Origin of the sequence: Pseudomonas sp. Pseusp97, assembly GCF_047304025.1 — a bacterium.
Taxonomy (GTDB): domain Bacteria; phylum Pseudomonadota; class Gammaproteobacteria; order Pseudomonadales; family Pseudomonadaceae; genus Pseudomonas.
In genome coordinates this window covers 1-23,075 of sequence record NZ_JBGLYK010000079.1, presented here as the reverse complement: position 1 = coordinate 23,075, position 23,075 = coordinate 1, and the positions used below count along the sequence as shown (strand labels likewise).

Below are 23,075 nucleotides of genomic sequence, written 5' to 3'. Positions count from 1 at the left end.
CCGGCAACCCGGCGAGCAGGCGGAAGGTCAGCGCGCCGGCCAGCACGCCGAGCTGGTTGGCGCCCATGGTCAGGCCGATCTGTTGCGGGCCGTCGACGTGCAGCAGTTGCAGCAGGTAGCCCGCCTGCACCGGCACGATGAACAGGCTGACGCCGGCCAGCCCGGTGAGCAGGTACAGCGGCGTGAGCGCCGCCCAGGGGAAGCGCGATGCGCTGGCCGGCTCATGCTCGACGCGACGCGCCTGCGGCTCCCAGAGCAGCGCCGCCATCAACGGCAGGCACAGCAAGCCCACGGCGTAGAGGGCGAACGGAGTGCGCCAACCGCTCTCCCCCAGCGCACCGCCCAGCCCCATGAACAGCGCGGCGGAGAGCGAGGTGGCGACCATCTGCAGGGCGAACAGGCGCTCGCGGCGCTGGCCGTCGAAGTAGTCGCCCATCAGCGTGGTGCAGCAGGTCATGATCCCCGCTTCGGCCAGGCCGATGCCCGCGCGGCTGGCGACAATCAGGCCGAGCGAATCCAGCCACAGCGGCAGCACGCCGCAGAGGCTGTACAGCAACATGCTGGCCAGCAGCAGGGAGCGCCGGCCCACACGGTCGGCCAGCACGCCGGCCAGCGGCGCGAGAAAGGCGATCACCAGCGCCGGCAGGGTCAGTGCCACCGGTACCAGCACGGCGGCGCCGGGAGTCTCGGCGAAGTGCGCCTGCATGCGCGGCAGCACCGGCGCTATGAGCACCGCGCCGAGCACCGGCAGGCAGCTGCCGAACAGCAGCAACAGGGCTTGTGCGCTGGAGGCTTGGCGTTCAGTGGTCATTGCGCACCTCCACGCCGGCTCTTCATGGAAATCGCGGATGCGTATGGCCGCACCTGTAGGAGCGGGCTTGCTCGCGAACTTGCTTCGCGGCGGCGTTGGTTCGCGAGCAGGCTCGCTCCTACGAAAAACAGCTCGGTGCGGCGGGCAAATTCCCGCATCGCAGGCGCGCGGGGACAGCGCCATGGAATGATCAGGCAAGGCATCGGGCGGTCCTCTGGTTGCTGTTGGTTTCGCAGCCATCGCTGTTGGGGTGGACTTCCTCCAGGTGATGCGCCGGCGTGGCGGCTTGTGCCTCCAGGAGGGCCTGGCGCTGCGGCAGGAGGAAGTACGCCAGCGCCGGCAGCAGGATCAGCGCGCCGACCATGTTCCAGACGAACATGAAGGCCAGCAGCACGCCCATGTCGGCCTGGAACTTGATGGGCGAGAAGATCCAGGTGCCCACACCGATGGCCAGGGTCACGCCGGTGAGCATCACCACCTTGCCGGTGAACAGCAGCGCGCGGTAATAGGCCTCGGACAGGCTGGCGCCCTGGCGCAACTGCGCCAGCACGATGCTCATGACGTAGAGCGCGTAGTCAACGCCGATACCCACGCCCAGGGCGATCACCGGAAGGGTCGCGACTTTCACGCCAATGCCCAGCGCCACCATCAGCGCCTCGCAGAGGATCGAGGTGAGCACCAGCGGCAGCACGGCGCAGAGCACCGCGCGCCACGAGCGGAAGGTCACCAGGCAGAGCAGGATCACCGCGCCATAGACCCACCAGAGCATGTCGCGGTTGGCCTGCTTCACCACCTGGTTGGTGGCCGCCTCGATACCCGCGCTGCCGGCGGCCAGCAGGAACTTCGCCTGTTCGCTGTCGTTGTCGCGGGCAAAGGCCTGCACGCCGTCCACGACCCGCGCGAGGGTGTCGGCCTTGTGGTCGGTGAGGTAGGCGTAGAGCGTCAGCAGGCTGCAGTCGTCGTTGTACAGGCCGCGCGGCGCGTTGGCGGTGACCATGTTCAGGGTCGCCTGGTTGTTCACCAGCTCGTACCACTTCGGGCTGCCTTCGGAGAGGCCGACCAGCACCCGACGATTCAGCAGCGCCAGCGAGTTGGTCGAGTCCACACCCGGCAGGCCGCGCAGTTGCCAGTCCAGGTCATCCACGCGTTTGAGGGTGTCGTAGGCCGAGCAGGCGCCAGCCGGGGTCTGCACCATCACCGCGAAGACGTCGCTGCTGGCGCCGTAGTGGGCGGTGACGAAGGCGTTGTCGCGGTTGTAGCGCGAATCCGGGCGCAGTTCGGGAGCGCCGGCGTCGAGGTCGCCGACCTTCAGCTGCAGGCTCACGGCGTAGCCGCCAGCGGCCATCAGCGCGGCCACGGCGATGCAGCCGGCAGCCCAGCGACGACGGGTGAACAGGTCGAGGAAGCGCCACAGCGCGTGCTTGTCCGCCCCGCTCGCCCCGGCCTCTTCGGCGCGCAGGCTGCGGCGTGCCGCCCGAGCGCTGACGCCCAGGTAGGAGAGCAGCACCGGCAGCAGGATCAGGTTGGTGAAGATCAGCACGGCCACGCCCAGGCTGGCGATCACCGCCAGATCCTGGATCACCTGGATACGGATGATCATCAGCACGGCGAAGCCCACCGCGTCGCACAGCAGCGCGGTGAGCCCGGCGAGGAACAGCCGGCGGAAGGTGAAGCGCGCCGCCACCAGGCGATGCATGCCGCGGCCGATGTCCTGCATGATGCCGTTCATCTTCTGCGCGCCGTGGCTCATGCCGATGGCGAACACCAGGAACGGCACCAGCACCGAGTACGGGTCGAGTTCGTAGCCCAGCAGCGGTAGCAGGCCGAGCTGCCAGATCACCGCCACCAGCGAGCAGATCACCACCAGCGCGGTGCTACGCACGCAGCGGGTGTACCAGTAGAGCACCGCGGCGGTGATGGCGATGGCGGCGGCGAAGAACAGCAGGATCTGTTTCAGCCCGTCGATCAGGTCGCCCACCACCTTGGCGAAGCCGGTGATGTGGATGTCCACGCCCTGCTCCTGGAAGCGCGCGCGCAGGCTCTCCAGCTCATGGGCGAAGGCCGTGTAGTCCAGCGCCTGGCCGTCCGGGGTCCTCTCCAGCAGCGGCACATAGACGATGCTCGAACGCTGGTCGAAGGCCACCAGCTGGCCGATCTCGTTGGAGCGCTCGACGTTGCGCTTGAGCTCATCGAGTTTCGCGGCGCTGCCATCGTAGCCGTCGGGAATCACCGGGCCACCCTCCAGGCCGTCCTCGGTCACACCGGTCCAGCGGGTCGAGGGCGTCCACAGCGATTTCATCGCCGCGCGGTCGACGCCCGGCAGCAGGTACACCGCATCGTTGAGCTGTTGCAGGCTGTGCAGATAGTCCTTGTCGTAAATGCCGCCGCGCGGGTTGGCCACGGCGATGCGCACGGCATTGCCCAGCCCGGCCAGCTCCTGGCGGTGTTCCAGGTAGTTGTGAATGAAGGGGTGTTCGCGCGGGATCATCTTCTCGAAGCTGGCGTTGAGCGTCAGGCGGGTGGCCTGCCAGCCCAGCAGCAGGGTCGCCGCCAGACATAGCAGCAGGACCAGCGCGCGGTGGTTGAACAGCGCGCGCTCGAGCAGCGAGCCGGAAGCACTGTCGAAGTCGTCGAGGCGGCCGCTGGACGGCGCAGGGGAAGTCGTGGCGTGCATGGCTCAGTCCGCGCGAAGGGGTTGGGAAGAAAGCGCCAGGCGGCGCGCGCCGGCCATGCCGACGGCGCCCTGGTTGCCGTCGGCCGTGGTGATGGCCGCGGTCAGTGGCAGGCCGTCGGTGACCGGGATGGGCTGCGCGGCGAAGTGCCCGAGTTCGCTGCGCAGCAGCATCCCGGCCTGGTTGGCGAGCAGCAGTTGGCCGCCGGCCACGCGGATGCCGTTGAGCGATGCGGGAATCGGATTGGCCAGCGGCTGGAAGCTTTCGCCGGCGTCGTCGGAGGCGAACAGTGTGCCGCGCAGGCCGCCCACCAGCAGGCGTCCACCGGGCAGCACGGCAGCGGCAAAATAGCTGCCGTCGTAGGGACTCTGCAGTGAGTCGAAGTGGGCGCCGTCATCGCGGGAACGCAGCAGCAGGCCCTGCTCGCCGGCGATGTACAAGTCGCTGCCCGCGCGGGCCATGGCGTAAAGGTGAAGACCGCGCTGGTTCGGCAGGCGGCCCATCTCGGACTGCCAACTGCGGCCACCATCGGCGGTGCTCAGCGCCAGGCCGTAGGCGCCCACCACCAGTCCGTGGCGGGCATCGGCGAAACTCAGCGCCAGCAGCGGTTTGTCGGCGCCGTCGGCCACCAGCCGTTGCGAGGCGGCCACCCGCGCGGCATCGCCGGAAGCTTCGGCAGCCTGCTGCTCCAGAGCGGCGCCGCGCTTGCCGTCCAGTTGCAGGTCCCAGTGCTCGCCGCCGTCCTCGCTGTGCAGCACCACGCCGGCGTGCCCCACCATCCAGCCACGCTGCGCATCGACGAACTGCACGGCGGTCAGGCTGACGCTCACCGGCACCGCCGTGGCCTGGCGCCAGCTACTGCCGTTGTCGTCGGAGAGCAGCACCACGCCGCGCTCACCCACCGCCACCAGGCGCTCGCCGGCGCGGGCCACATCCTGCAGCACTGCGCGCAGGGCCTGCGGGCCATGCACGGCGGGCTGCGCCAGGACATCCACGCTGCCATCGGCAAAAGCCGCAGGCACCGCGCAACAGGCTGCCAGCAGCCAGGCGGAGAGACTCTTCTTCATCGCACGCAACCTTTCTTTTTCTTGTCGTCGGTACAGCCAGGTTCGCGAGCAAGCTCGCTCCTACGAAGAGCGCAAGGTGCCAGCCTCGTGGGTGCGGGCCCGCTCGCGAACGATCAGCGCACGCCCTCGCCCGCCATGGCGTCGGCAGTGAACACCGAGTCCTTGTAGGGCGGCACGATGCGGTACTGCTCGTTCTTGCCGGCGAACAGGTCGCCGGCGAACCAGGCACCGGAGAGCAGGTCGTAGAAGCCGTTGGTGAGGGTCACCACACCGGGCAGGTCGGGCAGCACCACTGGCGAGGTCCAGACCACCTTGGCCAGCTGGTTGCGGGCGTCGTAGCGCTCGCCCAGCACGGCGGCCCAGGTGTCCTCGTCGAGGTAGTAGGTGCTCTTGGGCATCACGTGGCGCTGGCCATCCTTCAGGGTCGCTTCCACCACCCAGACGCGGTGCAGTTCCCAGCGGATGGCGTCGGACTTCAGGTGGTGCGCATCGAGCAGCGACTCGGCGCTGGCGGCGGTGAACACGCGGTTGGCGTTGTAAGGGATGTACATCTCCTTCTTGCCCACCAGTTTCCAGTCGAAGCGGTCGACGCGGCCGTTGAACACGTACAGCTCGTCGAAGCTCATGACCCCGGCGGTGGCCGGCGTCGGGGTGTCGCAGCAGGCGTTGGGCAGACGACGCACGCGGCGCTGGCCGGGCAGGTAGGTCCACACCGCGGCCTTGTCGGCGTTGAGGTTCTCAAGACCGGTGATCGCCTCGCCGGCACGCAGCGGCGGGCCGTCGTTGATCATGCGGATGGACCAGAACACGCCCTTCTCGCCGCTGCCGCCGGGTAGGTACCAGGGCATCTGGAAGTCGCCGCGCGAATCGTTGGTCAGCACGTGCTTGCCGTCGGCGGTGGTCAGGTACTGGTTGAAGCTGGAATGCCAGGAAGCTCCGCGCCAGCGCAGCAGGTGGTTCCAGATAGCCTCCACGCCATTGCCGGGAATCGGGAACGGGATGCCACCGGCGGCGCCTTCGGGCATCGGTCCGGCAGGGCCGTCCACCAGCTTGCCGCTGGTCGCGTTGGCGAAGGTGGCGTCGTACACCGACTGCGGCGCGGCAGCGCTGCGATGGGTCGGGTAGACCTCCAGGCGGTAGCTGTCCGGGTACTTCCTGAGCATCGCCTGGATGCCGGGGGTCAGCTTGTCGGCGTACTGCGCCATGTTCTGCGCGGTGATGGTGAGGATCGATTTTTCGCTGGCGAAGGGATCGCCGCGCTTGCCGCCGTCCTTGTAGGCCGCATCGACCTGGGTGTAGCCGCCCGTCCAGGCCGGGATGCTGCCGTCGGCGTTGCCGGCGCGCTCGCCGCCCAGCGGAGTCAGGGTGGTCTTGAGCTTGCCCGCTTCCTCGGCGGATACCGCACCGAAGGCGCCGTGGGCGAACAGCAGGGAGGCACTCAAGGCGGTGAGCAGGGAAACGACTTTCTTGTTGTGTTTCATCGGGCAGTCCTCGGTCAGAACGTGCGGCTGACGGTGAAGGCGATGAAGTCGCGGTCTTTCAGCGACTGTTCGAAGGTGTAGTGGTTGTCGGCGTCGAGGAAGGTGTTCTCCGGGCCGTAGTAATGCGTGTAGGTCAGGCCCAGGTTCCAGGTGTTGAGGTAGTTGCCCTTCAGGCCGATGTTCAGGTCGCCGCCGTGGTCGGTGCCGAAGCCGGTGCCCAGCGCCTCGGAAGCGCCGTTGGTGTAGCTCGCGCCGATGGGCACCGAGAGGTCGAGGCCGGGGTAGATCTGCCGGTACATGGGTTCGAACACCAGGCGCAGGCTGGTGGCGTCGCGGTCGGCGTTGGGGTCGACCGCGTCGGCGTTCTGGCTCACGCTCATCACCCGATTCCAGGCGATCTCGCCGAGGAAGCTCGACTCGGCTGCGACGAAGTTCGGCTCCAGGCTCGCCAGCCAGGAGAAGTTGGCGTGCAGGGTGCGGCCGGTGGCGTAGACCGGGTCGTCGTCGTTGTCGATCGCCTCGCCCGGCGCCAGTGCGTGCTGGCTGGTGGAGGCCAGCGGCTGGTTCCAGCGGGTGGACAGCTCGCCCGCCACGTTGAAGTTGCCCAGGGTGGTGGAGAAGCTCGCCCCCAGTGCCTCGATGCCTTCGGGGTAGACCCAGTAGTACTCGCCGGCCTTGCCGGTGACCGGGTTGAGGTTGGCGAAGTCCGGCCGCACGTTGAGCTGCGGGCTCTTGTCGTGGAAGCGGATGGCGTAGAGGCCCCAGTCCACCGTCTCGGTGCGCCAGCGCAGTTGCACGCCGCCCTGCCCCGAATCCTTGGCCTCCTTGTCGTTGCCGCGGTAGAAGGCCAGCGGCTGGCCGCCGGGCATCACCGGCGCGCCGACGAACATGCGCTCGCCGCCGTCGCCGAAGAAGTCATCGTTGGAGAAGTAGCTGCCGGCAGCCGGCAGGCGGTTGGCCTCCCACTCGAACTGGTAGTAGGCGCCCAGGGACACGTCCGGGGTCAGTTGCAGTTGACCGGAGACCTGCTGCACCGGGCGGATCAGTTCCTTGAACTGGGTGTTGGGCACCGACAGGCCCTTGACCACGTCGATCGGCGCCATGCCGCCGGCGATGCCGTTCATGCCGTAGAACAGGCTCTCGCCCCACTGCATGGCGTAGCGGCCCAGGCGGCCGGACACCGGCATTTCGCCGATCTCGGTCTTGCCGAAGACGAAGGCATCGAGCAGCTCGCCCTTGCGCCCGTGCAGCGTGCGGGTGTCGTCGGTGAATTCGTCGTAGTCCACCGAGTAGCTGTTGGCGCGGCTGGGGTCGTTGTTGTCGGTACCACGGTTGTAGACGTCGTCGTACCAGGCGGCGCCGCTGACCCGCGCGCCGACGTTGCCGTAGGTGATGTCCAGCTCGGAGAGCAGGTCCAGGCGGTTGGAGATCAGGCCCTTGTCGAAATTGCGGTCGCCGTCATCCAGGTTCAGCGCGGTCTGCCCTTCGGTGAGCTTGCTGCTCGGATCCTGGGTGCGCCAGGCGGCGCTGTACTTCAGGGTGTTGTCCCAGCGCGCCCGCAGGTCGGGGTTGCCAGTGTCGAATTCGAAGGCCTGGGCGTGGCTTGCGGCCAGCGCGAGGAGCGCCAGGGTGATGGGCTTGAGCGGCGGCAGCGGCCGCGCGGTTGCACGTGTGCGAGTCAACATCGGGGTTTCCTCTTTCTTGTTCTTGTGCGTCGGTGTTGGCGGTTGTTGGCCCGGGCGCGCCATCAAGGCAGGGCGCGCCGGGCGTGGGATCAGATGGGGCGCGCGGTGACCTCCAGCATCTGCTTGACCAGGCCGATGCGGTCGAAGGACGCATCGCGCTGGATCTCCTTCTCGCCGGCCAGCAGGGACATCTCGCTGATGAACTTGCAGCGCTCGAAGCGGCGGCCCATGAAGCGCTGCAACTGGTCGTCCAGATCACCGCCGGCGGTGAGCTCCTCGGCCAGCACCACCGCATCCTCGATGGCCATGCCGGCGCCCTGGCCCAGGTGCGGCGTGGTGGCGTGGGCGGCGTCGCCGATCAGCAGCACGCGGCCGCGGTACCAGGGCTCGTCGACGAACACGGCTTCCAGCGGCTTGTAGACGACCTCGCTGCTGTCGCCGATCTGTTCGCGCAGCTCGCCGATCAGCCCGCCGAAACCGGCCAGACGCTGGCGCAGGCCATCGGCGAGGCTGGCCGGGTCCATCCAGGGATTGCCCGGTTCGTGGGAGGTGGTGAAGAGGTACATCAGGTCATCGGCCAGCGGCACCAGGCCGGCGTTGCCCGACGGCCCCTGGTAATTGGCGAGGTGATCGATGCCGGCGGCGCGCGGGAAGTTGTGACGCCACACCGACTGGCCGGTGAAATGCGGCTGGTACTTGTCACCGAAGAGCAGGCCGCGAATTCTGGAGAACAGGCCGTCGGCGCCGACCACCAGCGAGTAGCGGCCCTGGCTGCCATCGCTGAACAGCACATCGACGCCGCTGGCGTCCTGCCCGAGGCTTTCCACCGAGGTCCCCAGGCGCACCTGGGTGCCCAGTTCGATGGCGGTTTCGCTCAGTACCTTGTGCAGCGCGCGGCGGGAGATGCCGACATTCGCCGGGTATTGCGGGCCGGCCAGGCGCTGGCCGGGAATGCGCGCCAGCTGCTGGCCCTGCGTGGTGTAGATGGCCACGTCCTCGAAGGCGTAGGCGGCGTCCAGGTAGGCGTCGAGCAGGCCCAGGCGGTGCATCTCGCGCACCACGTTGCTCTGCTGGATGATGCCGACGCCATAGACCGTCCACTCGGTCTTCAGCTCGACCAGGTCGACCGCGACTCCCTTGCGACGCAGGGCGATGGCGGCGCACAGCCCGCCAATCCCGCCGCCTACGATCAGCACATTGCTCACAGTATTCATGGCATCTCTCACGTCTTGTTCTTGTTGTCCGCCACGCTCTGCGCGGCGGCCGTTCTGTGTGCCCGGGGCACAGCTTCCCGGCGGTGCCGGGCTTTGACTAATCGAGTCCGCGGATGCGACCTATCGCGCAGCGCGATACCTCAGGCGTCCAGTTGCGCCGTCGGCAATAGCAGCCAGCCGCCCGCCTCCCGGTGCTGCAGGGCCGGCAGAACCTCGCCGCGACAGGGGCCGTGCACGCAGGTGCCGTCCTCCGGGCGAAAGCGCGCGCCGTGGGCGTAACAGATGACCCACTGGCCATCGGCGCTGAGGAAACGGTCCTTGCGGTACTCCAGCGGCACCGACAGGTGCGGGCAGAGGTTGCGGTACACGCGCACCTGACCCTGGTGACGGAGGGCGAACAGGCTGTCCGCTCCCCTGCCCTGCGGGTCGAAGCCGCGTGACTGCCCCTCGCCCAGCTCGTCGAGCCGGCACAGCGCCACGCAATCCACGGCTCAGCCCTGCTTGGGCGGCGGGCCGCTGGGCGCCCATTTCTCCCGCGAGGTAAAGAGGAACAGCTGCGAGTTGTCCGCCGACATCGGCGCCTGGCGCGCGGCCCAGGCGTCGTCGTGCTTGTCCATGTCGGCGTCGTACTCGATGTGGCAGCCCAGCGGGCTGTTGAAGTACCAGAACCAGTTGGAGCCCAGCAGGTGACGACCGGGGCCCCAGAAACTGGTCCAGCCCTTCTGCTGGAAGCGCGTGCCGGCCAGCAGCACCTCGGTGCCGCTGCCCATGTGGAAGGTGAAGTGCTCGCAGCCCTGCATGTGTGGCGGGGTCTGGATCATGAACAGGCAGTGGTGGTCGTCCATGCCGGCGGTGCGCATGAAGGGACCGACGCCGACGAAGCTGTCGGTGGTGACAAAGCCCAGGCGGTCGCGATAGAAAGCCTCGCCCTTGGCGGCGTCGGGCACGAAGTAGACGACGTGGGACAGGGTGCGCGGCTGCGCCGGCATGTCCGGGCTGATGCCCAGCTGGTTGAGCGGGCGCTGCGGCGCGCTGCCCGGAGCGTTGGTCAGGTCGGCCGGCGCCTCGAAGACGCGGCGCCAGGACACCTGGAAGGCGATGGCGAAGCCCAGGTCATCGACGCTGTGCAGCGCGCCGTTCTCGTCGCGACGGACTTCGCGGTCACGCCCCAGTTCGTCGGCGATGGCTTCCAGGTCGGCGGTGGATGCCACGCCGTAGACGGTCTCGCGCAGCGAGGGGGTCGGCCCGAGCGCCGGCGGCAGGCTCGGATCGTCGCCCCGGCGGATAATGATCGCGGTGCCGTCCAGCGCCTCGAAACGGCCACCGTCGGCATCCAGTTGGGCGGCCGTGAGGCCGTAGTCACGCAGGCAATCGGCACAGGCCTGGATATCGTCGACGCCGAATACCAGCGCGTCGAGTCCAAGAATGTTCATGGCTACCACTCCATTGAAATTATGTTCGGCGCCGGGCAGGGGGTCGCCGGTGGTGGGTCGCCGCGGCTCGTCGGCCGCTCGACTGGAGCGCAGGTTGAGGGTGCGGCCGGCACGCTGACCAATCGCAAGTGGGGATGCGAGGCATCGGCAATCGCGATACCTGCGTGACGGCCCATGGCGCGGGGCGTTAGCCGCCCAGGGATGGCGAAGTGGTATTGACGTGGCGGGAATGCGGCGGGAAGGTATCGCGAAAATAACTACAAGAACCGTGAGCCATCGCCATGCGTTTTCACCACCTGGACCTGAACCTGCTGGTGGCGCTGGATGTACTGCTCGAAGAGCAGAACATCACCCGCGCCGCCGAACGCCTGCACATGACCCAGTCGGCCACCAGCGGCGTGCTGGGGCGCCTGCGCACCTTCTTCGAGGACGAACTGCTGGTGCAGGTCGGGCGCAGGATGCAGCCCACGCCCTATGCCCTGGATCTGGCCAATCCGGTACGCGAAGTGCTGCTGACCATCCGCTCCTCGATCACCGCCAAGCCGGTGTTCGACCCGTCCACCAGCAAGCGCCACTTCCGCCTGGTGACCTCGGACTACCTGATCAGCGTGCTGTTCGCCCAGGTCATCCAGAAGATCCACCAGGAGGCGCCGCACATCACCTTCGAGATGGTCAGCCCCGGCGACAACAGCGCCGAGCTGCTGATGCGCGGCGAGGTCGACATGATGATCGTGCCCGAGCGCTACATCATCGACGGCCATCCGGCGCAGCTGCTGTTCGAGGAGGACCACGTTTGCGTGGTCTGGCGCGACAACCCTGCGGTCGGCGACTCCATGACGCTGGAGCAGTACATGCAGATGGGCCATATCTCGGTGGGCTTCGGACGCAACCGGCACCTGAGCATCGAGGACTGGTTCATGAGCCAGTACGGTTTCAACCGCCGCCTGGAAGTGATCACCAACGACTTCAACACCCTGCCGCAACTGCTGGTGGGCACCCAGCGCGTGGCCACCATGCACCGCCGCCTGGCCGAGCTGTACGCGCACTACCTGCCGCTGCGCATTTTGCCGCCGCCGGTGAAGATTCCGGTGATGCGCGAATTCATGCTCTGGCACCGCAGCATGGAGGGCGACCCCATGCACCGCTGGCTGCGCGAGCGCATCCGCGACTTCATCCAGCGCCTCGACCAGCAGACCGACGCGCTGCGCGCCACGGCCTGAGCCTGCCATCGCCCCGGCAGCCGCATCGGTGCCGGGGCATCGCGTTTCACGATACCTCGCATCCCCACTCGCGATTGGCCCCGCCCCCGCGGGTCTGCGTACCTTGCCTGCGAACCGCGCCCTGCGTGCCTGCCGCTGTTTCCGGGCGCCGGACTCTACGACCGCAGAAGGACAAGAAGAATGTTCCGTTACTTCCCCACCAATTACGTCTGGAATCTCTCGGTGGACCTGGCCATCGAGATGGGCGCCCGCCTGGGCGAGATCGAGGAAATGTGCGCGCCGCTACAGGAGGCCGCCAAGCAGCCAGACGCCGCCGGCACCCAGGCCTTCCGCGAGACCTGGGCGAAGATGGCCGACAAGCTCTGCGCCCTTGCCGAGGAAGACGAAGCCGCCGGCCGCCGCCTCTCCGCCGGCGAGAAATACAACCGCGCCGCCACCTACTACCTCACCTGCGAACGCCTGCAGGCCCACGGCGCTTTGGGCCGCGAGGCGCTGTACCAGCGCTTCCTGGAAACCTTCGCACGCGGCATCGACCTGTCGAAGGAAAACTGCGAGCGCGTGGAAATCCCCTATGAGGGCAAGCACCTCTCCGGCCTGCTGGTGCGCGCCGAGGGTGTCGACGGCCCGGCGCCGCTGCTGGTGCAGGTCAACGGCCTGGATTCGACCAAGGAGATGAAATACCGCGTCGGCCTGCCGGCCTGGCTGGCCCGGCGCGGCGTGTCCTCGCTGATCATCGATCAGCCCGGCACCGGCGAGGCGCTGCGCCTGCACGGCCTGACCGCGCGCTACGACAGCGAGCACTGGGCCAGCCGCGTCGTGGACTGGCTGGAGACTCATCCCGAAGTCGATCCCAAGCGCATCGGCCTGGAGGGCGTCTCCCTGGGCGGCTACTACTGCCCGCGCGCGGTGGCCTTTGAGCCGCGCTTCGCCTGCGGTGTGGTGTGGGGCGCCAACCACGACTGGCGCGACGTGCAGAAGCGCCGCCTGGAGAAGGAAGGCAACTTCCCGGTGCCGCACTACTGGGCGCACGTGCAATGGGTCTGGGGCGCTAAGGACATGGACGAGTTCATGGCGATTGCCGAGAACGTGCACCTGGATGGCGTGCTTGAGCGCATCCGCGTGCCCTTCCTGGTCACCCACGGCGAGAAGGACTCGCAGATTCCGCTCAAGTGGGCGCACCGCACCTACGAACAGTTGGTGAACAGCCCCAAACGCGAGCTGAAGATTTTCACCGAGCGCGAGGGCGGCGTGCAGCATTCGAGCTTCGACAACAGCATCAACGCCGGCCAGTACATCGCCGACTGGGTCGCCGAAACCCTCGGCGGCCGCACCGCCTGACATCCCTTGCGCCGGAACTCCCGGCGCTGCTCCAGCGGGGTGTCGGCCCCGCCCTCCACGGCGCCTCAGGGCGCCGTTTTTCCTGGCTCCCACTCTGTAGGACAGGCGGGGCCACCTAGGCCATGCCCGCGATCGCGCCCATGGGGCGCTCCCTACAGGTTCGCTAGGAAGTCGGCAACGGATGCTCTTCGTAGGAGCGAGCTTGCTCGCGAACCACCCCGGTGCGAGGCCCTGTTCGCGAGCAAGCTTGCTCCTACAGGTTCAGGTCAGGCAGGTGAGCGGGTACCGTGGAACGACGCGATGCGCCAGTCCTCCTCCTCCTTCACCCAGAGCTGCGTGGCAAAGCCCTCGGCGCGCACGGGCTCGCCGCCGCCGCGCTTCTGCAGCAGGTTGCACTGCGGGCCACTCATCAGCGCCAGGCCTTCACCGAACAGGCGCACCGTCAACTCGCCGCGCTCCACTGCCAGGTAGCGCACCGCGTGGCGGGCATAGTCGAGGTACTGCGCCTTGTCCTGTACCAGGCCGGTGGTGTGCACGTAGAGCAGATCGTCGGCGAACAGATCGTCCAGCCGCGCATGGTCCTCCTCGACCAGCGCGCGCCGGCGTTCGGCTTCCAGGTTCAGCAACAGATCGCGAATGTCGTTCATGGGGATTTTCCTTGGTGGTTATTGGGCCTTGGTGGTTATTGGGCCTTGGTGGTTGTTGGGCGGGCGCATCCTCGCCCTCGCCAGCGGCCGAGGAAAAATCGCCGATCGCCATGCCAGGCATCGCCACTCCCGATACCCGAGCGGCAGCACCTCGCCCCCTCCTGCATCCCACGCGCCACGCTGCCTGCGCCAGGTATCGACGGCATCGATGGGTGCCCATCGACAGCATCTGATGGTGCCGGCCGGCGCGCTCGTCCTAGCCTGCCCGCCAACAACAAGACGAGGAGAGTCCCAACATGGGCGCCCTGCACCTGCACTGCTCCACACTGTTCGACGGCACCGGCCTGCAAGCGCGCCAGCAACAGACGCTGATCATCGAAGGCGGTGTCATCCGCCACGTCGGACCGACCGCCGAGGCGCCGCGTCCGGCAGCGGATGATCGTGAAGTCCGTGGCGACTTCGTCATGCCCGGCCTGGTGGACGTCCACACCCACCTGGCCTTCGGCAACGCCCAGAGCGAGGAAGACATCGATATCTGGACCAGCGACGAATTCCGCGCCCTGCGCGGGATGTTCTTCGCCCAGCACGTACTGGCCGCCGGCGTCACCTCCATGGTCTGTCCCGGCGATAGCGGCCAGCTCAGCATCGCCGTGCGCAACACGGTCAACGCCGGGCTCTTCGAAGGCCCGCGGATTGCCGCCAGCAGCCGCGTGATCACCAACCGGCAGAGCCTCAACGACTGGTTCCCCAGCCGCGTTGGCGCACCGGAGTACTTCACCGCCGCGCTGGTCACCAGCCGCACCGAGGCCATTGCCGAAATCCGCAAGCAGGCCAAGGACGGCGTCGACCTGATCAAGATCGCCATGGACGGCACGCACCGCCGGCCCAATGGCGAGATCATCGCCGCCTTCACCGCCGACGAAACCCGCGAGATGGTCGAGGAAGCCCATCGCCTCGGTTGCCGCGTCGCCACCCATGCCTACGGCCGCGAAGCGGTAATGTACGCGGCCAAGGCCGGCGTCGACCTGGTCTTCCACGCCTTCTACATGGACGACGCCTGCATCGAGGCACTGCTCGAAGCCGGCAGCGTGCTCGCGCCGACCATGACCTTCCCGCAGAACACCGTGGACTTCTGCCAGCCCCACGACCCGGCCATCACCACCGGTTACGCCGGTTATTGCGCGCGCACGCTGGAACTGGGCACGCCCGTGCTCAAGCGCGCCAAGGCCGCCGGCATCCCTTTCGCCTGCGGCAGCGACAGCGGTTTCGCCGTGACGCCCTACGGCGAATGGCACGCCCGCGAGCTGGAACTGCTGGTGCGCCGGCTGGACTTCACCCCGGCCGAAGCGCTCTACGCGGCCACCAACGTCGGCGCGCGGCTGATGCCCCGTGGAGAAACCCTCGGCACCCTGGAAGCGGGCAAGCAGGCCGACCTGCTGGTTCTCGACGGCTCGCCGCTGGAAGACATCCGCATCCTCCAGGACCGCAACCGCCTGCAGGCCGTGTACAAGGCCGGCGAACCGGTGCGCCTGCAACGCACCGCCTACAACCCCAAGCAGGTGTCGGACTTCAACTCGCTGAAGTGGACCGACCTCTACACCCGCGACCGCGTCGCCCAACTGGGCAAATGGAGCCAGTGAGCATGACCCTTCTCGATTTCGAACTGGCTGCGCGCCTGGCCGCCGCTACCCTGCATCACGCCCGCGCCCAGGGCGTGCGTCCGCTGGCCGCCGCCGTACTGGATGCGGCTGGTCACCCGCTGGCCGTGCTGCGTGACGAGCGGGCCAGCTTTCTCCGCCCGCAGATTGCCACCGGCAAGGCGCGCGGCTGCCTGGGCATGGGCTTCGGCGGGCGCGAACTGGCGCGCCGTGCCCAGGCCATGCCGGCGTTCTTCGATGCGATCAACAGCCTCACCGGCGGCGTGGTCATCCCGGTGGCCGGCGGCATTCTCCTGCGCGATAGTGAAGGCCGACTGCTGGGGGCCATCGGCGTCAGCGGCGACACCTCGGACAACGACGAGCGCTGCGCGCTGCTGGCCATCGCCGATCTCGGCCTGCACGGCGAGACGGGTGATCCTCAGCCGTGATCCAGCTGCGCGGCCTGCTCCGTCAGCAGTTGGCGGAGCCAGGCCAGCGCCGGATCGAAAGCCTGCTGCGGGTGCCATTGCAGCACCTGCGCCGCCGCCGGAAACTCGATGGGCGCCGGCAGAACGCGCAGCGGATAGCGCCGCGCCAGTGACTCGGCCTGGCGGCGGAACAGCGTAGCGATGCGCGGCGTACCGACGACGAATTCGGCCATCAGGGCAAAGCTCTGCACCGCCACCGCGACCCTGCGCTGGATGCCGATTTCCCGCAGGTGCTGGGTATCCAGGGAGAGGTTCTGGCCATCGGTGAATTCGCGCACCACGTGCTCGGCCGTGCAGTAAGCACCCAGGCTCAGCGATGTTTCGTGCGCAGGGTGAGCGGCGCAGACGATGCAGCACAGCTCATCGCTGAGCAGCGCCTGGTGAGGGTAGCGCGGGTTGATCCGCCGCTGCGGCACCATCACCAGGTCGCTGCGCCGGTACTCCAGCGCCTCGGCCACGACATCGCCGTCGCGCGGCAGCGGCAGGTCTCGCAGCACCAGCGAGGCACCGGGCGCGAGGCGTGCCAGCTCCCGGCTGACGGCGGGCAGCAGGGTTGCGGCGACGTAGTCCGACGCCACCAGGGTGAAACGCCGGTCACAGCGGGCGGGGTCGAAAGCGGCGGTAGTCTCCACCACTTCACCGACGTAGTTCAGCGCCTCGCGCACCTTGGGCGCCAGCTGGCGCGCCAGCGCGGTCAGCTCCAGGCCACGGCCCAATGGCACCAGCAATGGGTCCTGGAAATGCTCGCGCAGGCGGCCCAGTGCGGCACTGGTGGCCGACTGACCGAGGTTGAGGCGCTGCGCCGCCCGGCTGACGCTGCCCTCTTCGAGCAGCACATCCAGGGCGACCAGCAGGTTGAGGTCCAGACGTCGGTAGCGCATGGGCGATTTATACCCAGGCGCGGCATCGGCAAGCGGCGTATTTCGCGCTGGCAGGTATCGCGTTGCGCGATACCTGCCAGCGCAGGGCTCATTGCCCCGCCGTCGGCTGCCAGTCCAGCAGGTGATGGGTGAAACCGTAGCTGGCCGACTGGTAGTAGCTGATCGCTCGGCTCACCAGCGGATCATCCGCCTTGGCCGGCACTTCCTGGCTCGCGCCCAGCGCCTGGTTGTGCCGGCGCAGCTCGCCGCGCGGGCTGAGGATCGCCAGGTCCTTGCCGTCGAACAGGCCCAGGTGCTGGTAGTTGCCGATCACCACGCGCGGCGGCAGGGTGTTCGGCGCCATCAGGTTGCGCCCGTAGAAGGTCGAGGTGTAGCTCAGGTTGAGGATCGACAGCAGGCTCGGCGCCAGGTCCAGCTGGCTCGCCAGCTCGCCGCGCTCGCCGACCGGCAGCAGCTTGGGCGCATAGACGAACAGCGGGATCTGATAGTTCGCCACCGGCAGGTCTTCCATGCCGGCGCTGCCCGCGGTGTGGTCGGCGACGAACACGAACAGGGTGTTGTCGAACCACGGCTTGCTCCTGGCCGCCTCAAGGAACTTGCCGATGGCGTAGTCGGTGTACTTCACCGCACCTTCGCGGCCCTTGCCGGAGGGGATGTCGATGCGGCCGTCCGGGTAGGTGTACGGGCGGTGGTTCGAGGTGGTCATCAGTTGCAGCAGGAACGGCTGGCGCCCGGCATGGTCCTCGTCGGCCAGCCGCAGGGCCTGGGCATAGAGGTCTTCGTCGCTCATGCCCCAGGCGTTCTTGAAGTGGATGTCCTCTTCCTTGACGCTGGACTGGTCGACGATGCGGTAGCCGTTGCCGCCGAAGAAGGCGTTCATGTTGTCGAAATAGCCGCGCCCGCCATACAGGAACACGGCGTCATAGCCGACGTTCTTCAACTGCTGGCCGAGGCTGGCGAAGCCGCTCTCGCGGCCGACGCGCTTGACGATGGAGCGTCCCGGCGTCGGCGGAATCGACAGCGTGATGGCCTCCAGGCCACGGTCGGTACGGGTGCCGGTGGCGTAGAAGTTATTGAAGTAGAGGCTGTTGCGACGCAGCTCATCGAGGTTCGGGGTGAGGTTGCGGCCGTCGCCGTTGCTGCCCAGGTACTTGGCGCTCAGGCTCTCGATGGTCACCAGGACGATGTTGTAGCGCTTGGGAGCGCCCTCGCTGGTGATGCGGCGGCGGATGTCCATCGGCCCGGTGCCGGTGAACCGGGCGTTGGGTTCGGCCAGCTCGGCGCGGATCTGCTGCGTGACCTGTTGCGCGGGCAGCGTGGCGTAGAACTGCGGGTAGTCCAGTTCGTTGTTACGGAACGCGGCGAAGAACTGGTACGGCCCGTTGCTCGCCAGTTCGCGGGCGTAGGTGTTGCCACCCTGGCCGCGCGGGGAGTCCTGGTCGACCAGCAAGCCGGCCAGCAGCGCCAGCGCCCCCAGGCCGACGCAGCCCAGCAGGCGGCGCGACAGGGCGGGCACCTGCGCATCGCGCAGACGGCCCACCGTCTTGAACAGGGCCAGCGTCACGCCCAGGGAAACCACCGCCAGGATGCTCAGCAGCAGGCCGATGGGATAGGACTCGAGGATGTTGTTCAGCACCTCGTCCGAGTACACCAGGTAGTCGACCGCGATGAAGTTGAAGCGCACCCCGAACTCGTCCCAGAACAGCCATTCCGCCACCGCCGTGAAGAGCATCACGTAGACGCTGACGAACAGCGTGGCCGTCAGCAACCAGCGCCAGGTCGTGCTGCGCCAGACCCGCGCGGGCATCAGCAGCAGGACCACGCCCATCGGCAACAGGGCATAGACCAGGAAGCTCAGATCGTAGAGCAGGCCGATGGCGAAGACCGCCAGGTGGCCCGCGCCCACCTCGGACAGGTGGCTGACCAGCAGCACCGATCGGGTAAGGAAGAAGACGATCAGCCAGAGCAGGGCGACCAGCGCCAGGAATCGCGTCGGGGCCGAGCGGAAAAGTTGCATGGGGTGTCCCTTGTGGTAGTCCTTCCCGCGCGGGTGCGGCGCGGGGTCTGTGCCGGAAGCGGCGTCGGAGGCGGACACTACAGGGTGAAAGGAAAAGAAATCGTCAAATCGAGCTGCGGGTTTCGTGAATTTCTCCTGATCAGGAACCGGTCACGCCCAGTACCCGGCATCCCTGCGAAAAATCCCGCTCTACGACTTTTTCACAAGCCCTTGACGAGACCTTGATCGCGCAACTCGACAATGGCGGTAACTGAAGAGTCCGCGCCCATGAACGAACCCCAACGCCTGTTCGCTACCGCCCACCATCGCGAGAACGATGCCCCTGCCGGCAGTTCGTTCGGCAGCAGCATTCGCCAGCGGATTCGCCAATGGCGGGAAAGGCGCCTGCTGCGCCTGGCCCTGCGCCTGGCCGAAGAGCCGATCCTGATGCTGGAGGTATCGCAGTCGCCCGGCGTCGCGTGGCCGGTACTGCTGGAACACCGCAACCGCATCATCGTGGCGACCTGCCCGTTCAGCGACTCGCTGCAGCAGGCGCACCGGAAGCTGCCCGAAGCCATGAAACGCAGGATCAGGGAGCTGCCGCCCCCCCTGGACCATGCGGAACTGCGCCGGGGCTCGGTGGATTGCCTGCTCATCCCGGAAATCCCCCACACCGCCTGCAACGTGCCGAACATCCGCCTGCTCAACGAGTGGATCCCGGTGACGCGCGACAGCGTGATCCTGTTCGCCCGCGTCGGCCACCCGGATTCGCTGAAGGATATCCAGCCCTGCCCTTGCGGGTCCGATCCGCACCCCATCGGCCCCGACTTCGCCAGCGCCCGCGCCCTGGAGCGGGAGTTCCTGCGCCTGGGCTTTTCGCAGATACGCCATTACAACCTGATCCCGGGTGTGGACGGCGTGCGGGTCTATATCCTGCGCAAGTGACCGCGTTGCCCTTTATCGCCCGGGCTGCGAATCTCCGGCCGGGCGCTATACTGTTGTTTCGCCATCATCGACGATTGCGGAGGTCCTTGCGATGCAGAACAGCAGCGTTTTGCGTTACCTCCCGTGGCTTGCCATGGCGCTGCTCCTGGGCAGCCTCGCTGGCTGGCAGATCGGCAACAGCATCGGGCTGAACGGCAACCGGTGGTTCGCTGAGCCTGAATTCACCTTCGAGATCCTCGTGGCCCTGAGCGGCATCTGCTGCGGCGCGCTGCTGTCCTATGCCAGTGAGCGCGGCATGGCGTGGCGAGCGGCCGGCGTGCTCGCCGGCACCTGTTTCATCGTGGCCATCCTGGCGTACTGCCGGCACAGCCTGGGCGTGCCCTCCCCGGCCATGGACCTGCTGGCCTACGCCCGGCAGTTCGTCCTGCAGACCTTCGGCATCTGGATTTCCCCGCTGTTCGGCGCGGCCATGGTGGCGCTGCTGCGGGTGATCCTGTGCTGAAGCCTCGGCGCGATTGCAACGGCTATCACCTGGCTTTCAGCCAGCGCCAATGCCTGAACCTCCGCTCCTCATTGCTGCACTGCGTGCAGCAATGTCCTGCACCCAGCCTGTCTGGTGCACGGCAGCCACATCCCTAGACTGGCGGGCACCATCACCAGTCAGGGGAAAACCATGGTCCTGCGCATATCGCTCAACGCCGTCGGCGGCCCGGAAGTGCTCCAGTTCGAACAAGCAAGGGTGCAACAACCCGGCCCCGGCGAAGTGTGGCTGGAACAGGCCGCCATCGGTGTGAACCCCCTGGACCTGAGCCAGCGCTCGGGGGCTATGAAGATCCCGCTGCCCTCCTCGCTCGGCCTGGAGGGCGCCGGTACCGTGGCCGCCATCGGCGAAGGCGTCACCTGCGTGCAGGTCGGCGACCGCGTCGCCTACGCCACCGGGCCGCTCGGCGCCTATGCCAGCGCCCGCCTTTACCCGGCGGAGCGGCTGGTGAAGCTGCCGGACTCGGTCAGCTTCGAAGACGCCGCGGCCATGCTGTTCAAGGGCATCACCGCGCAGTACCTGCTCACGAGCACCTTTGCCGTCAGCCCCGGTTCGCGTGTACTGATCTACGGCGCCGCCGGTGCGCTGGGGCAATTGATGGTGCCCTGGGCCAGGCACCTGGGTGCCTTCGTCATCGGCGTGGTGTCCAGGGAGCAGAGCGTGGAGCGCGCCCGCGCCGCCGGGTGCAACCAGGTGCTGGTGTTCGATGCGCAGACGCTGGCCGATCAGGTGCGCGACATCACCGGCGGGCACAAGGTCGACGTGGTGTACGACCCCATCGGCCGCGCGTCCTTCGAGGCCTCGCTGGATTGCCTGCGCCCGCGCGGCCTGCTGGTGAGCTTCGGCATGGCGTCCGGCGCGCCGCCCGCGGTAGAAATCGCCACGCTGAACGCCAAGGGCTCGCTGTTCCTTACCCGTCCTTCCCTCGCGGCGCACACCGCCACGGCCGAGGAATACCAGCAGCGCGCCCAGGACGTCCTGAAGGCCGTCGCGGACGGTATCATCCAGCCTCGCGTGTGGCGCAGATACCCACTGGCGGAAGTCGCCCGGGCCCACGCCGACCTGCACGAAGGCCGCTCCGAAGGGGCCCTCGTACTCATGCCATGACCGACACCGCGAGCAACCGCCGCCGATGTGGTTTCGCCGAATTGGGAGCCCTATGGATCTGTTCGATAGTCGCCAGGCCGACGAACTCGCCACCCTCCTGGCGCTGGCCGAGCATGGCTCCTTTGCCGCCGCCGGCCGCGCCTTGCAGCGCCACCCTTCAGTGCTGTCGAAGCGCCTCGGCGCGCTGGAGGAGCGCCTGGGCGTGCGGCTGGTGGAGCGAACCACCCGGCAACTGCGTTTTACCGACGAAGGCCAACGCCTGGCGGAGCGCCTGCGCCAGGCCGCCAGCCTGATCGCCGAGGCCGAGGACGAAGCAGCCCGCAGCGCGGCCCAGGTGCAGGGCCGCCTGAAGGTCGCCGTGCCGGCGGCCATGGGCCGCTTATGGCTGAGCCCGCTTCTCTCGCGCTTCGTCCTCGAGCACCCGCAAGTGGCACTGGAAGTGGAGTATTCGGAGCGCTTCGTCGATATCGTCGCCGAAGGCTTCGACGCCGCCATCCGCATCGGCGAACTGGCCGACAGCCGCCTGGTGGCGCGCCGTCTCTGCGATCTACGGCGCATCCTCTGCGCAGCGCCCGACTATCTGCAACGCCACGGCATACCCCGAACTCCGGCGGAACTGGCCGGCCATAATTGCCTGGGCTTCACCGGCCTGCACTCCTGGCCGGACTGGAAGCTGGCCAACGGCAACCGGCAGCAGGCGGTTCGCGTCAGCGGCAACCTGCACAGCAACGACAACGAGGCCCTGCTCTCGGCGGCGCGTCTGGGTGTAGGCATCCTCGCCGGCGGCGAATGGCTGATGCAGCACGACCTCTACGCCGGCCGCCTGGTGCGAGTGCTACCCGATTGGCAACTGGATACCTCCGCCGGCATCTATTTCGTGCGCCCTTCGGCGCGCTACAGCTCGGCCACCAGCGAAGCGTTCAAGGCCTGGATCGAGGAACAATTCTCCGGGGGCGCTCCGTGGGAGCACATCGGCGCGCAGGAGCTTTAGCTCCGTACCTGGTCCTTGTTGCAGCCCACCTCGCAGGTCGCCGGCAGGCCAGGGGCGGCCATTACGAGCCGGCGCTCGGGCCCAACGCTGGCCAGCGCCCGCCGGGAAACGGCAGACTGTCGGCAAAGCAACGAGGAAACCGCCATGGACTGCCCCGCTCCTCCCACCCTGCGCACCGCGCGCCTGCTGCTCACACCGATCCAGTTGGCCGACGCCGAGGTCATCCAGCGCCTGTTTCCGCAGTGGGAAGTGGTGCGCTACCTGGACCGTCGCGTGCCCTGGCCCTATCCGGAGGACGGCGCGCTGAGCTATGTGCGCGACGTCGTGCTGCCGGCCATGGCCCGTGGCGAGGAATGGCACTGGATGATCCGCCTCGCCAGTGCGCCGGATGTCGCCATCGGCAACATCTCGCTGTTCGATCAGCCGGGTAATAATCGCGGCTTCTGGCTGGCGCCCGCCTGGCAGGGGCGCGGCTACATGAGCGAGGCCTGCGAAGCGGTCAGCCGCTTCTGGTTCCAGACGCTGGGCCGGCCATCGATGCAGGTGCCCAAGGCCGTTCCCAATGAAGGCTCGCGGCGTATTTCCGAACGCGAGGGTATGCGCCTGGTGGGCCGTGACGAAGGACACTTCGTCAGCGGCGTGCTGCCTCGGGAAACCTGGGAGTTGACTCGGGAAGAGTGGCTGGCACGCCATGCAGAAGACTGAACAGGCCTGGCGGGGCGAACTCTGGCTGGGCGCGGACTTCTGCCTGGTCGCCGGCACCACCGGCCATGCGCGCGCCCATGCCCACTATGCGCACCAGTTGCTGATGGGCTGCGACGGCGAAGTGAAAGCGTTGCTCGACGACCAGCCGCAGCAGGCTTCGCTGCTGGTGATCGCCTCCAACCAGCGCCACGCGATCATCGACAGCGACCAGCGCGC

Annotated in this window: 20 protein-coding genes and 1 pseudogene; 10 read left to right on the top strand and 11 right to left on the bottom strand. The window is 67.8% G+C overall.

What is annotated here, in order from left to right; all coding sequences use genetic code 11:
* The 8 genes from ACCC94_RS15065 to ACCC94_RS15030 form a co-directional block, all read right to left on the bottom strand.
* Positions 1–811 (bottom strand): MFS transporter (locus tag ACCC94_RS15065; RefSeq protein ID WP_413350307.1); only part of this gene is annotated, 811 nt, incomplete at its 3' end.
* Between the two features lie 190 nt (positions 812–1,001).
* Positions 1,002–3,485, bottom strand: a complete 2,484-nt coding sequence (locus ACCC94_RS15060; RefSeq protein WP_413350306.1) for an efflux RND transporter permease subunit — start codon at positions 3,483–3,485, stop codon at positions 1,002–1,004.
* Between the two features lie 3 nt (positions 3,486–3,488).
* Positions 3,489–4,550 (bottom strand): WD40/YVTN/BNR-like repeat-containing protein, encoded by a 1,062-nt coding sequence (locus tag ACCC94_RS15055; RefSeq protein WP_413350305.1) that lies wholly within the window; start codon positions 4,548–4,550, stop codon positions 3,489–3,491.
* A 113-nt stretch (positions 4,551–4,663) separates the two neighbouring features.
* Positions 4,664–6,031: a DUF1329 domain-containing protein gene (locus ACCC94_RS15050; RefSeq protein ID WP_413350304.1), complete on the bottom strand. Its 1,368-nt coding sequence runs from the start codon at positions 6,029–6,031 to the stop codon at positions 4,664–4,666.
* Between the two features lie 14 nt (positions 6,032–6,045).
* Positions 6,046–7,716: a DUF1302 domain-containing protein gene (locus tag ACCC94_RS15045; RefSeq protein ID WP_413350303.1), complete on the bottom strand. Its 1,671-nt coding sequence runs from the start codon at positions 7,714–7,716 to the stop codon at positions 6,046–6,048.
* A gap of 89 nt (positions 7,717–7,805) precedes the next feature.
* Positions 7,806–8,930, bottom strand: a complete 1,125-nt coding sequence (locus tag ACCC94_RS15040) for an FAD-dependent oxidoreductase (RefSeq protein WP_413350302.1) — start codon at positions 8,928–8,930, stop codon at positions 7,806–7,808.
* 140 nt (positions 8,931–9,070) lie between these two features.
* Entirely contained in the window at positions 9,071–9,418 is a 348-nt protein-coding gene (locus ACCC94_RS15035; protein WP_413350301.1) for a Rieske (2Fe-2S) protein, read from the bottom strand.
* 3 nt (positions 9,419–9,421) lie between these two features.
* Complete coding sequence (locus tag ACCC94_RS15030) at positions 9,422–10,363, bottom strand: VOC family protein (RefSeq protein ID WP_413350300.1); 942 nt, start codon at positions 10,361–10,363, stop codon at positions 9,422–9,424.
* A gap of 281 nt (positions 10,364–10,644) precedes the next feature.
* Here ACCC94_RS15030 and ACCC94_RS15025 point away from each other — a divergent pair, with 281 nt between their 5' ends.
* Both ACCC94_RS15025 and ACCC94_RS15020 read left to right on the top strand, forming a co-directional pair.
* Complete coding sequence (locus ACCC94_RS15025; RefSeq protein WP_413350299.1) at positions 10,645–11,583, top strand: LysR family transcriptional regulator; 939 nt, start codon at positions 10,645–10,647, stop codon at positions 11,581–11,583.
* A 180-nt stretch (positions 11,584–11,763) separates the two neighbouring features.
* Positions 11,764–12,921: an alpha/beta hydrolase family protein gene (locus ACCC94_RS15020; protein ID WP_413350298.1), complete on the top strand. Its 1,158-nt coding sequence runs from the start codon at positions 11,764–11,766 to the stop codon at positions 12,919–12,921.
* A 266-nt stretch (positions 12,922–13,187) separates the two neighbouring features.
* Here ACCC94_RS15020 and ACCC94_RS15015 read toward each other — a convergent pair whose 3' ends face one another.
* Entirely contained in the window at positions 13,188–13,568 is a 381-nt protein-coding gene (locus tag ACCC94_RS15015) for a nuclear transport factor 2 family protein (RefSeq protein WP_413350297.1), read from the bottom strand.
* A gap of 296 nt (positions 13,569–13,864) precedes the next feature.
* On the opposite strand from ACCC94_RS15015, the gene ACCC94_RS15010 reads away from it, so the two are divergent.
* Positions 13,865–15,208, top strand: coding sequence for an amidohydrolase family protein (locus ACCC94_RS15010; protein ID WP_413350296.1), 1,344 nt, complete (start codon positions 13,865–13,867; stop codon positions 15,206–15,208).
* A 2-nt stretch (positions 15,209–15,210) separates the two neighbouring features.
* Positions 15,211–15,654: a GlcG/HbpS family heme-binding protein gene (locus ACCC94_RS15005; protein ID WP_413350295.1), complete on the top strand. Its 444-nt coding sequence runs from the start codon at positions 15,211–15,213 to the stop codon at positions 15,652–15,654.
* Here the strand turns inward: ACCC94_RS15005 and ACCC94_RS15000 are convergent.
* Positions 15,645–16,574, bottom strand: a complete 930-nt coding sequence (locus ACCC94_RS15000; RefSeq protein ID WP_413350294.1) for a LysR family transcriptional regulator — start codon at positions 16,572–16,574, stop codon at positions 15,645–15,647. The genes ACCC94_RS15005 and ACCC94_RS15000 overlap by 10 nt on opposite strands.
* 88 nt (positions 16,575–16,662) lie before the next feature.
* Positions 16,663–18,591 (bottom strand): LTA synthase family protein, encoded by a 1,929-nt coding sequence (locus tag ACCC94_RS14995; protein WP_413350293.1) that lies wholly within the window; start codon positions 18,589–18,591, stop codon positions 16,663–16,665.
* A 267-nt stretch (positions 18,592–18,858) separates the two neighbouring features.
* On the opposite strand from ACCC94_RS14995, the gene ACCC94_RS14990 reads away from it, so the two are divergent.
* The 6 genes and pseudogenes from ACCC94_RS14990 to ACCC94_RS14965 form a co-directional block, all read left to right on the top strand.
* The gene (locus ACCC94_RS14990) at positions 18,859–19,515 is read left to right on the top strand and encodes a hypothetical protein (protein ID WP_413350292.1); all 657 of its coding nucleotides are present in this window, start codon (positions 18,859–18,861) and stop codon (positions 19,513–19,515) included.
* 133 nt (positions 19,516–19,648) lie between these two features.
* Positions 19,649–20,017 (top strand): hypothetical protein, encoded by a 369-nt coding sequence (locus tag ACCC94_RS14985; protein ID WP_413350291.1) that lies wholly within the window; start codon positions 19,649–19,651, stop codon positions 20,015–20,017.
* Positions 20,018–20,188: 171 nt separating this feature from the next.
* Positions 20,189–21,163, top strand: a complete 975-nt coding sequence (locus ACCC94_RS14980; protein WP_413350290.1) for a quinone oxidoreductase family protein — start codon at positions 20,189–20,191, stop codon at positions 21,161–21,163.
* Positions 21,164–21,215: 52 nt separating this feature from the next.
* Positions 21,216–22,154 (top strand): LysR family transcriptional regulator, encoded by a 939-nt coding sequence (locus ACCC94_RS14975; RefSeq protein WP_413350289.1) that lies wholly within the window; start codon positions 21,216–21,218, stop codon positions 22,152–22,154.
* Between the two features lie 144 nt (positions 22,155–22,298).
* Positions 22,299–22,859, top strand: a complete 561-nt coding sequence (locus ACCC94_RS14970) for a GNAT family N-acetyltransferase (protein WP_413350288.1) — start codon at positions 22,299–22,301, stop codon at positions 22,857–22,859.
* Positions 22,846–23,075: pseudogene (locus ACCC94_RS14965) on the top strand (AraC family transcriptional regulator); the annotation flags it as partial. The gene ACCC94_RS14970 and the pseudogene ACCC94_RS14965, both read left to right, overlap by 14 nt.

Excerpts from the sequence above, each read along its gene's own strand:
- ACCC94_RS15060 (WP_413350306.1), bottom strand. The coding sequence starts at position 3,485 with ATGCACGCCACGACTTCCCCTGCGCCGTCCAGCGGCCGCCTCGACGAC.
- ACCC94_RS15055 (WP_413350305.1), bottom strand. The coding sequence starts at position 4,550 with ATGAAGAAGAGTCTCTCCGCCTGGCTGCTGGCAGCCTGTTGCGCGGTG.
- ACCC94_RS15050 (WP_413350304.1), bottom strand. The coding sequence starts at position 6,031 with ATGAAACACAACAAGAAAGTCGTTTCCCTGCTCACCGCCTTGAGTGCC.
- ACCC94_RS15045 (WP_413350303.1), bottom strand. The coding sequence starts at position 7,716 with ATGTTGACTCGCACACGTGCAACCGCGCGGCCGCTGCCGCCGCTCAAG.
- ACCC94_RS15040 (WP_413350302.1), bottom strand. The coding sequence starts at position 8,930 with ATGAATACTGTGAGCAATGTGCTGATCGTAGGCGGCGGGATTGGCGGG.
- ACCC94_RS15030 (WP_413350300.1), bottom strand. The coding sequence starts at position 10,363 with ATGAACATTCTTGGACTCGACGCGCTGGTATTCGGCGTCGACGATATC.
- ACCC94_RS15025 (WP_413350299.1), top strand. The coding sequence starts at position 10,645 with ATGCGTTTTCACCACCTGGACCTGAACCTGCTGGTGGCGCTGGATGTA.
- ACCC94_RS15020 (WP_413350298.1), top strand. The coding sequence starts at position 11,764 with ATGTTCCGTTACTTCCCCACCAATTACGTCTGGAATCTCTCGGTGGAC.
- ACCC94_RS15015 (WP_413350297.1), bottom strand. The coding sequence starts at position 13,568 with ATGAACGACATTCGCGATCTGTTGCTGAACCTGGAAGCCGAACGCCGG.
- ACCC94_RS15010 (WP_413350296.1), top strand. The coding sequence starts at position 13,865 with ATGGGCGCCCTGCACCTGCACTGCTCCACACTGTTCGACGGCACCGGC.
- ACCC94_RS15005 (WP_413350295.1), top strand. The coding sequence starts at position 15,211 with ATGACCCTTCTCGATTTCGAACTGGCTGCGCGCCTGGCCGCCGCTACC.
- ACCC94_RS15000 (WP_413350294.1), bottom strand. The coding sequence starts at position 16,574 with ATGCGCTACCGACGTCTGGACCTCAACCTGCTGGTCGCCCTGGATGTG.
- ACCC94_RS14995 (WP_413350293.1), bottom strand. The coding sequence starts at position 18,591 with ATGCAACTTTTCCGCTCGGCCCCGACGCGATTCCTGGCGCTGGTCGCC.
- ACCC94_RS14990 (WP_413350292.1), top strand. The coding sequence starts at position 18,859 with ATGAACGAACCCCAACGCCTGTTCGCTACCGCCCACCATCGCGAGAAC.
- ACCC94_RS14985 (WP_413350291.1), top strand. The coding sequence starts at position 19,649 with ATGGCGCTGCTCCTGGGCAGCCTCGCTGGCTGGCAGATCGGCAACAGC.
- ACCC94_RS14980 (WP_413350290.1), top strand. The coding sequence starts at position 20,189 with ATGGTCCTGCGCATATCGCTCAACGCCGTCGGCGGCCCGGAAGTGCTC.
- ACCC94_RS14975 (WP_413350289.1), top strand. The coding sequence starts at position 21,216 with ATGGATCTGTTCGATAGTCGCCAGGCCGACGAACTCGCCACCCTCCTG.
- ACCC94_RS14970 (WP_413350288.1), top strand. The coding sequence starts at position 22,299 with ATGGACTGCCCCGCTCCTCCCACCCTGCGCACCGCGCGCCTGCTGCTC.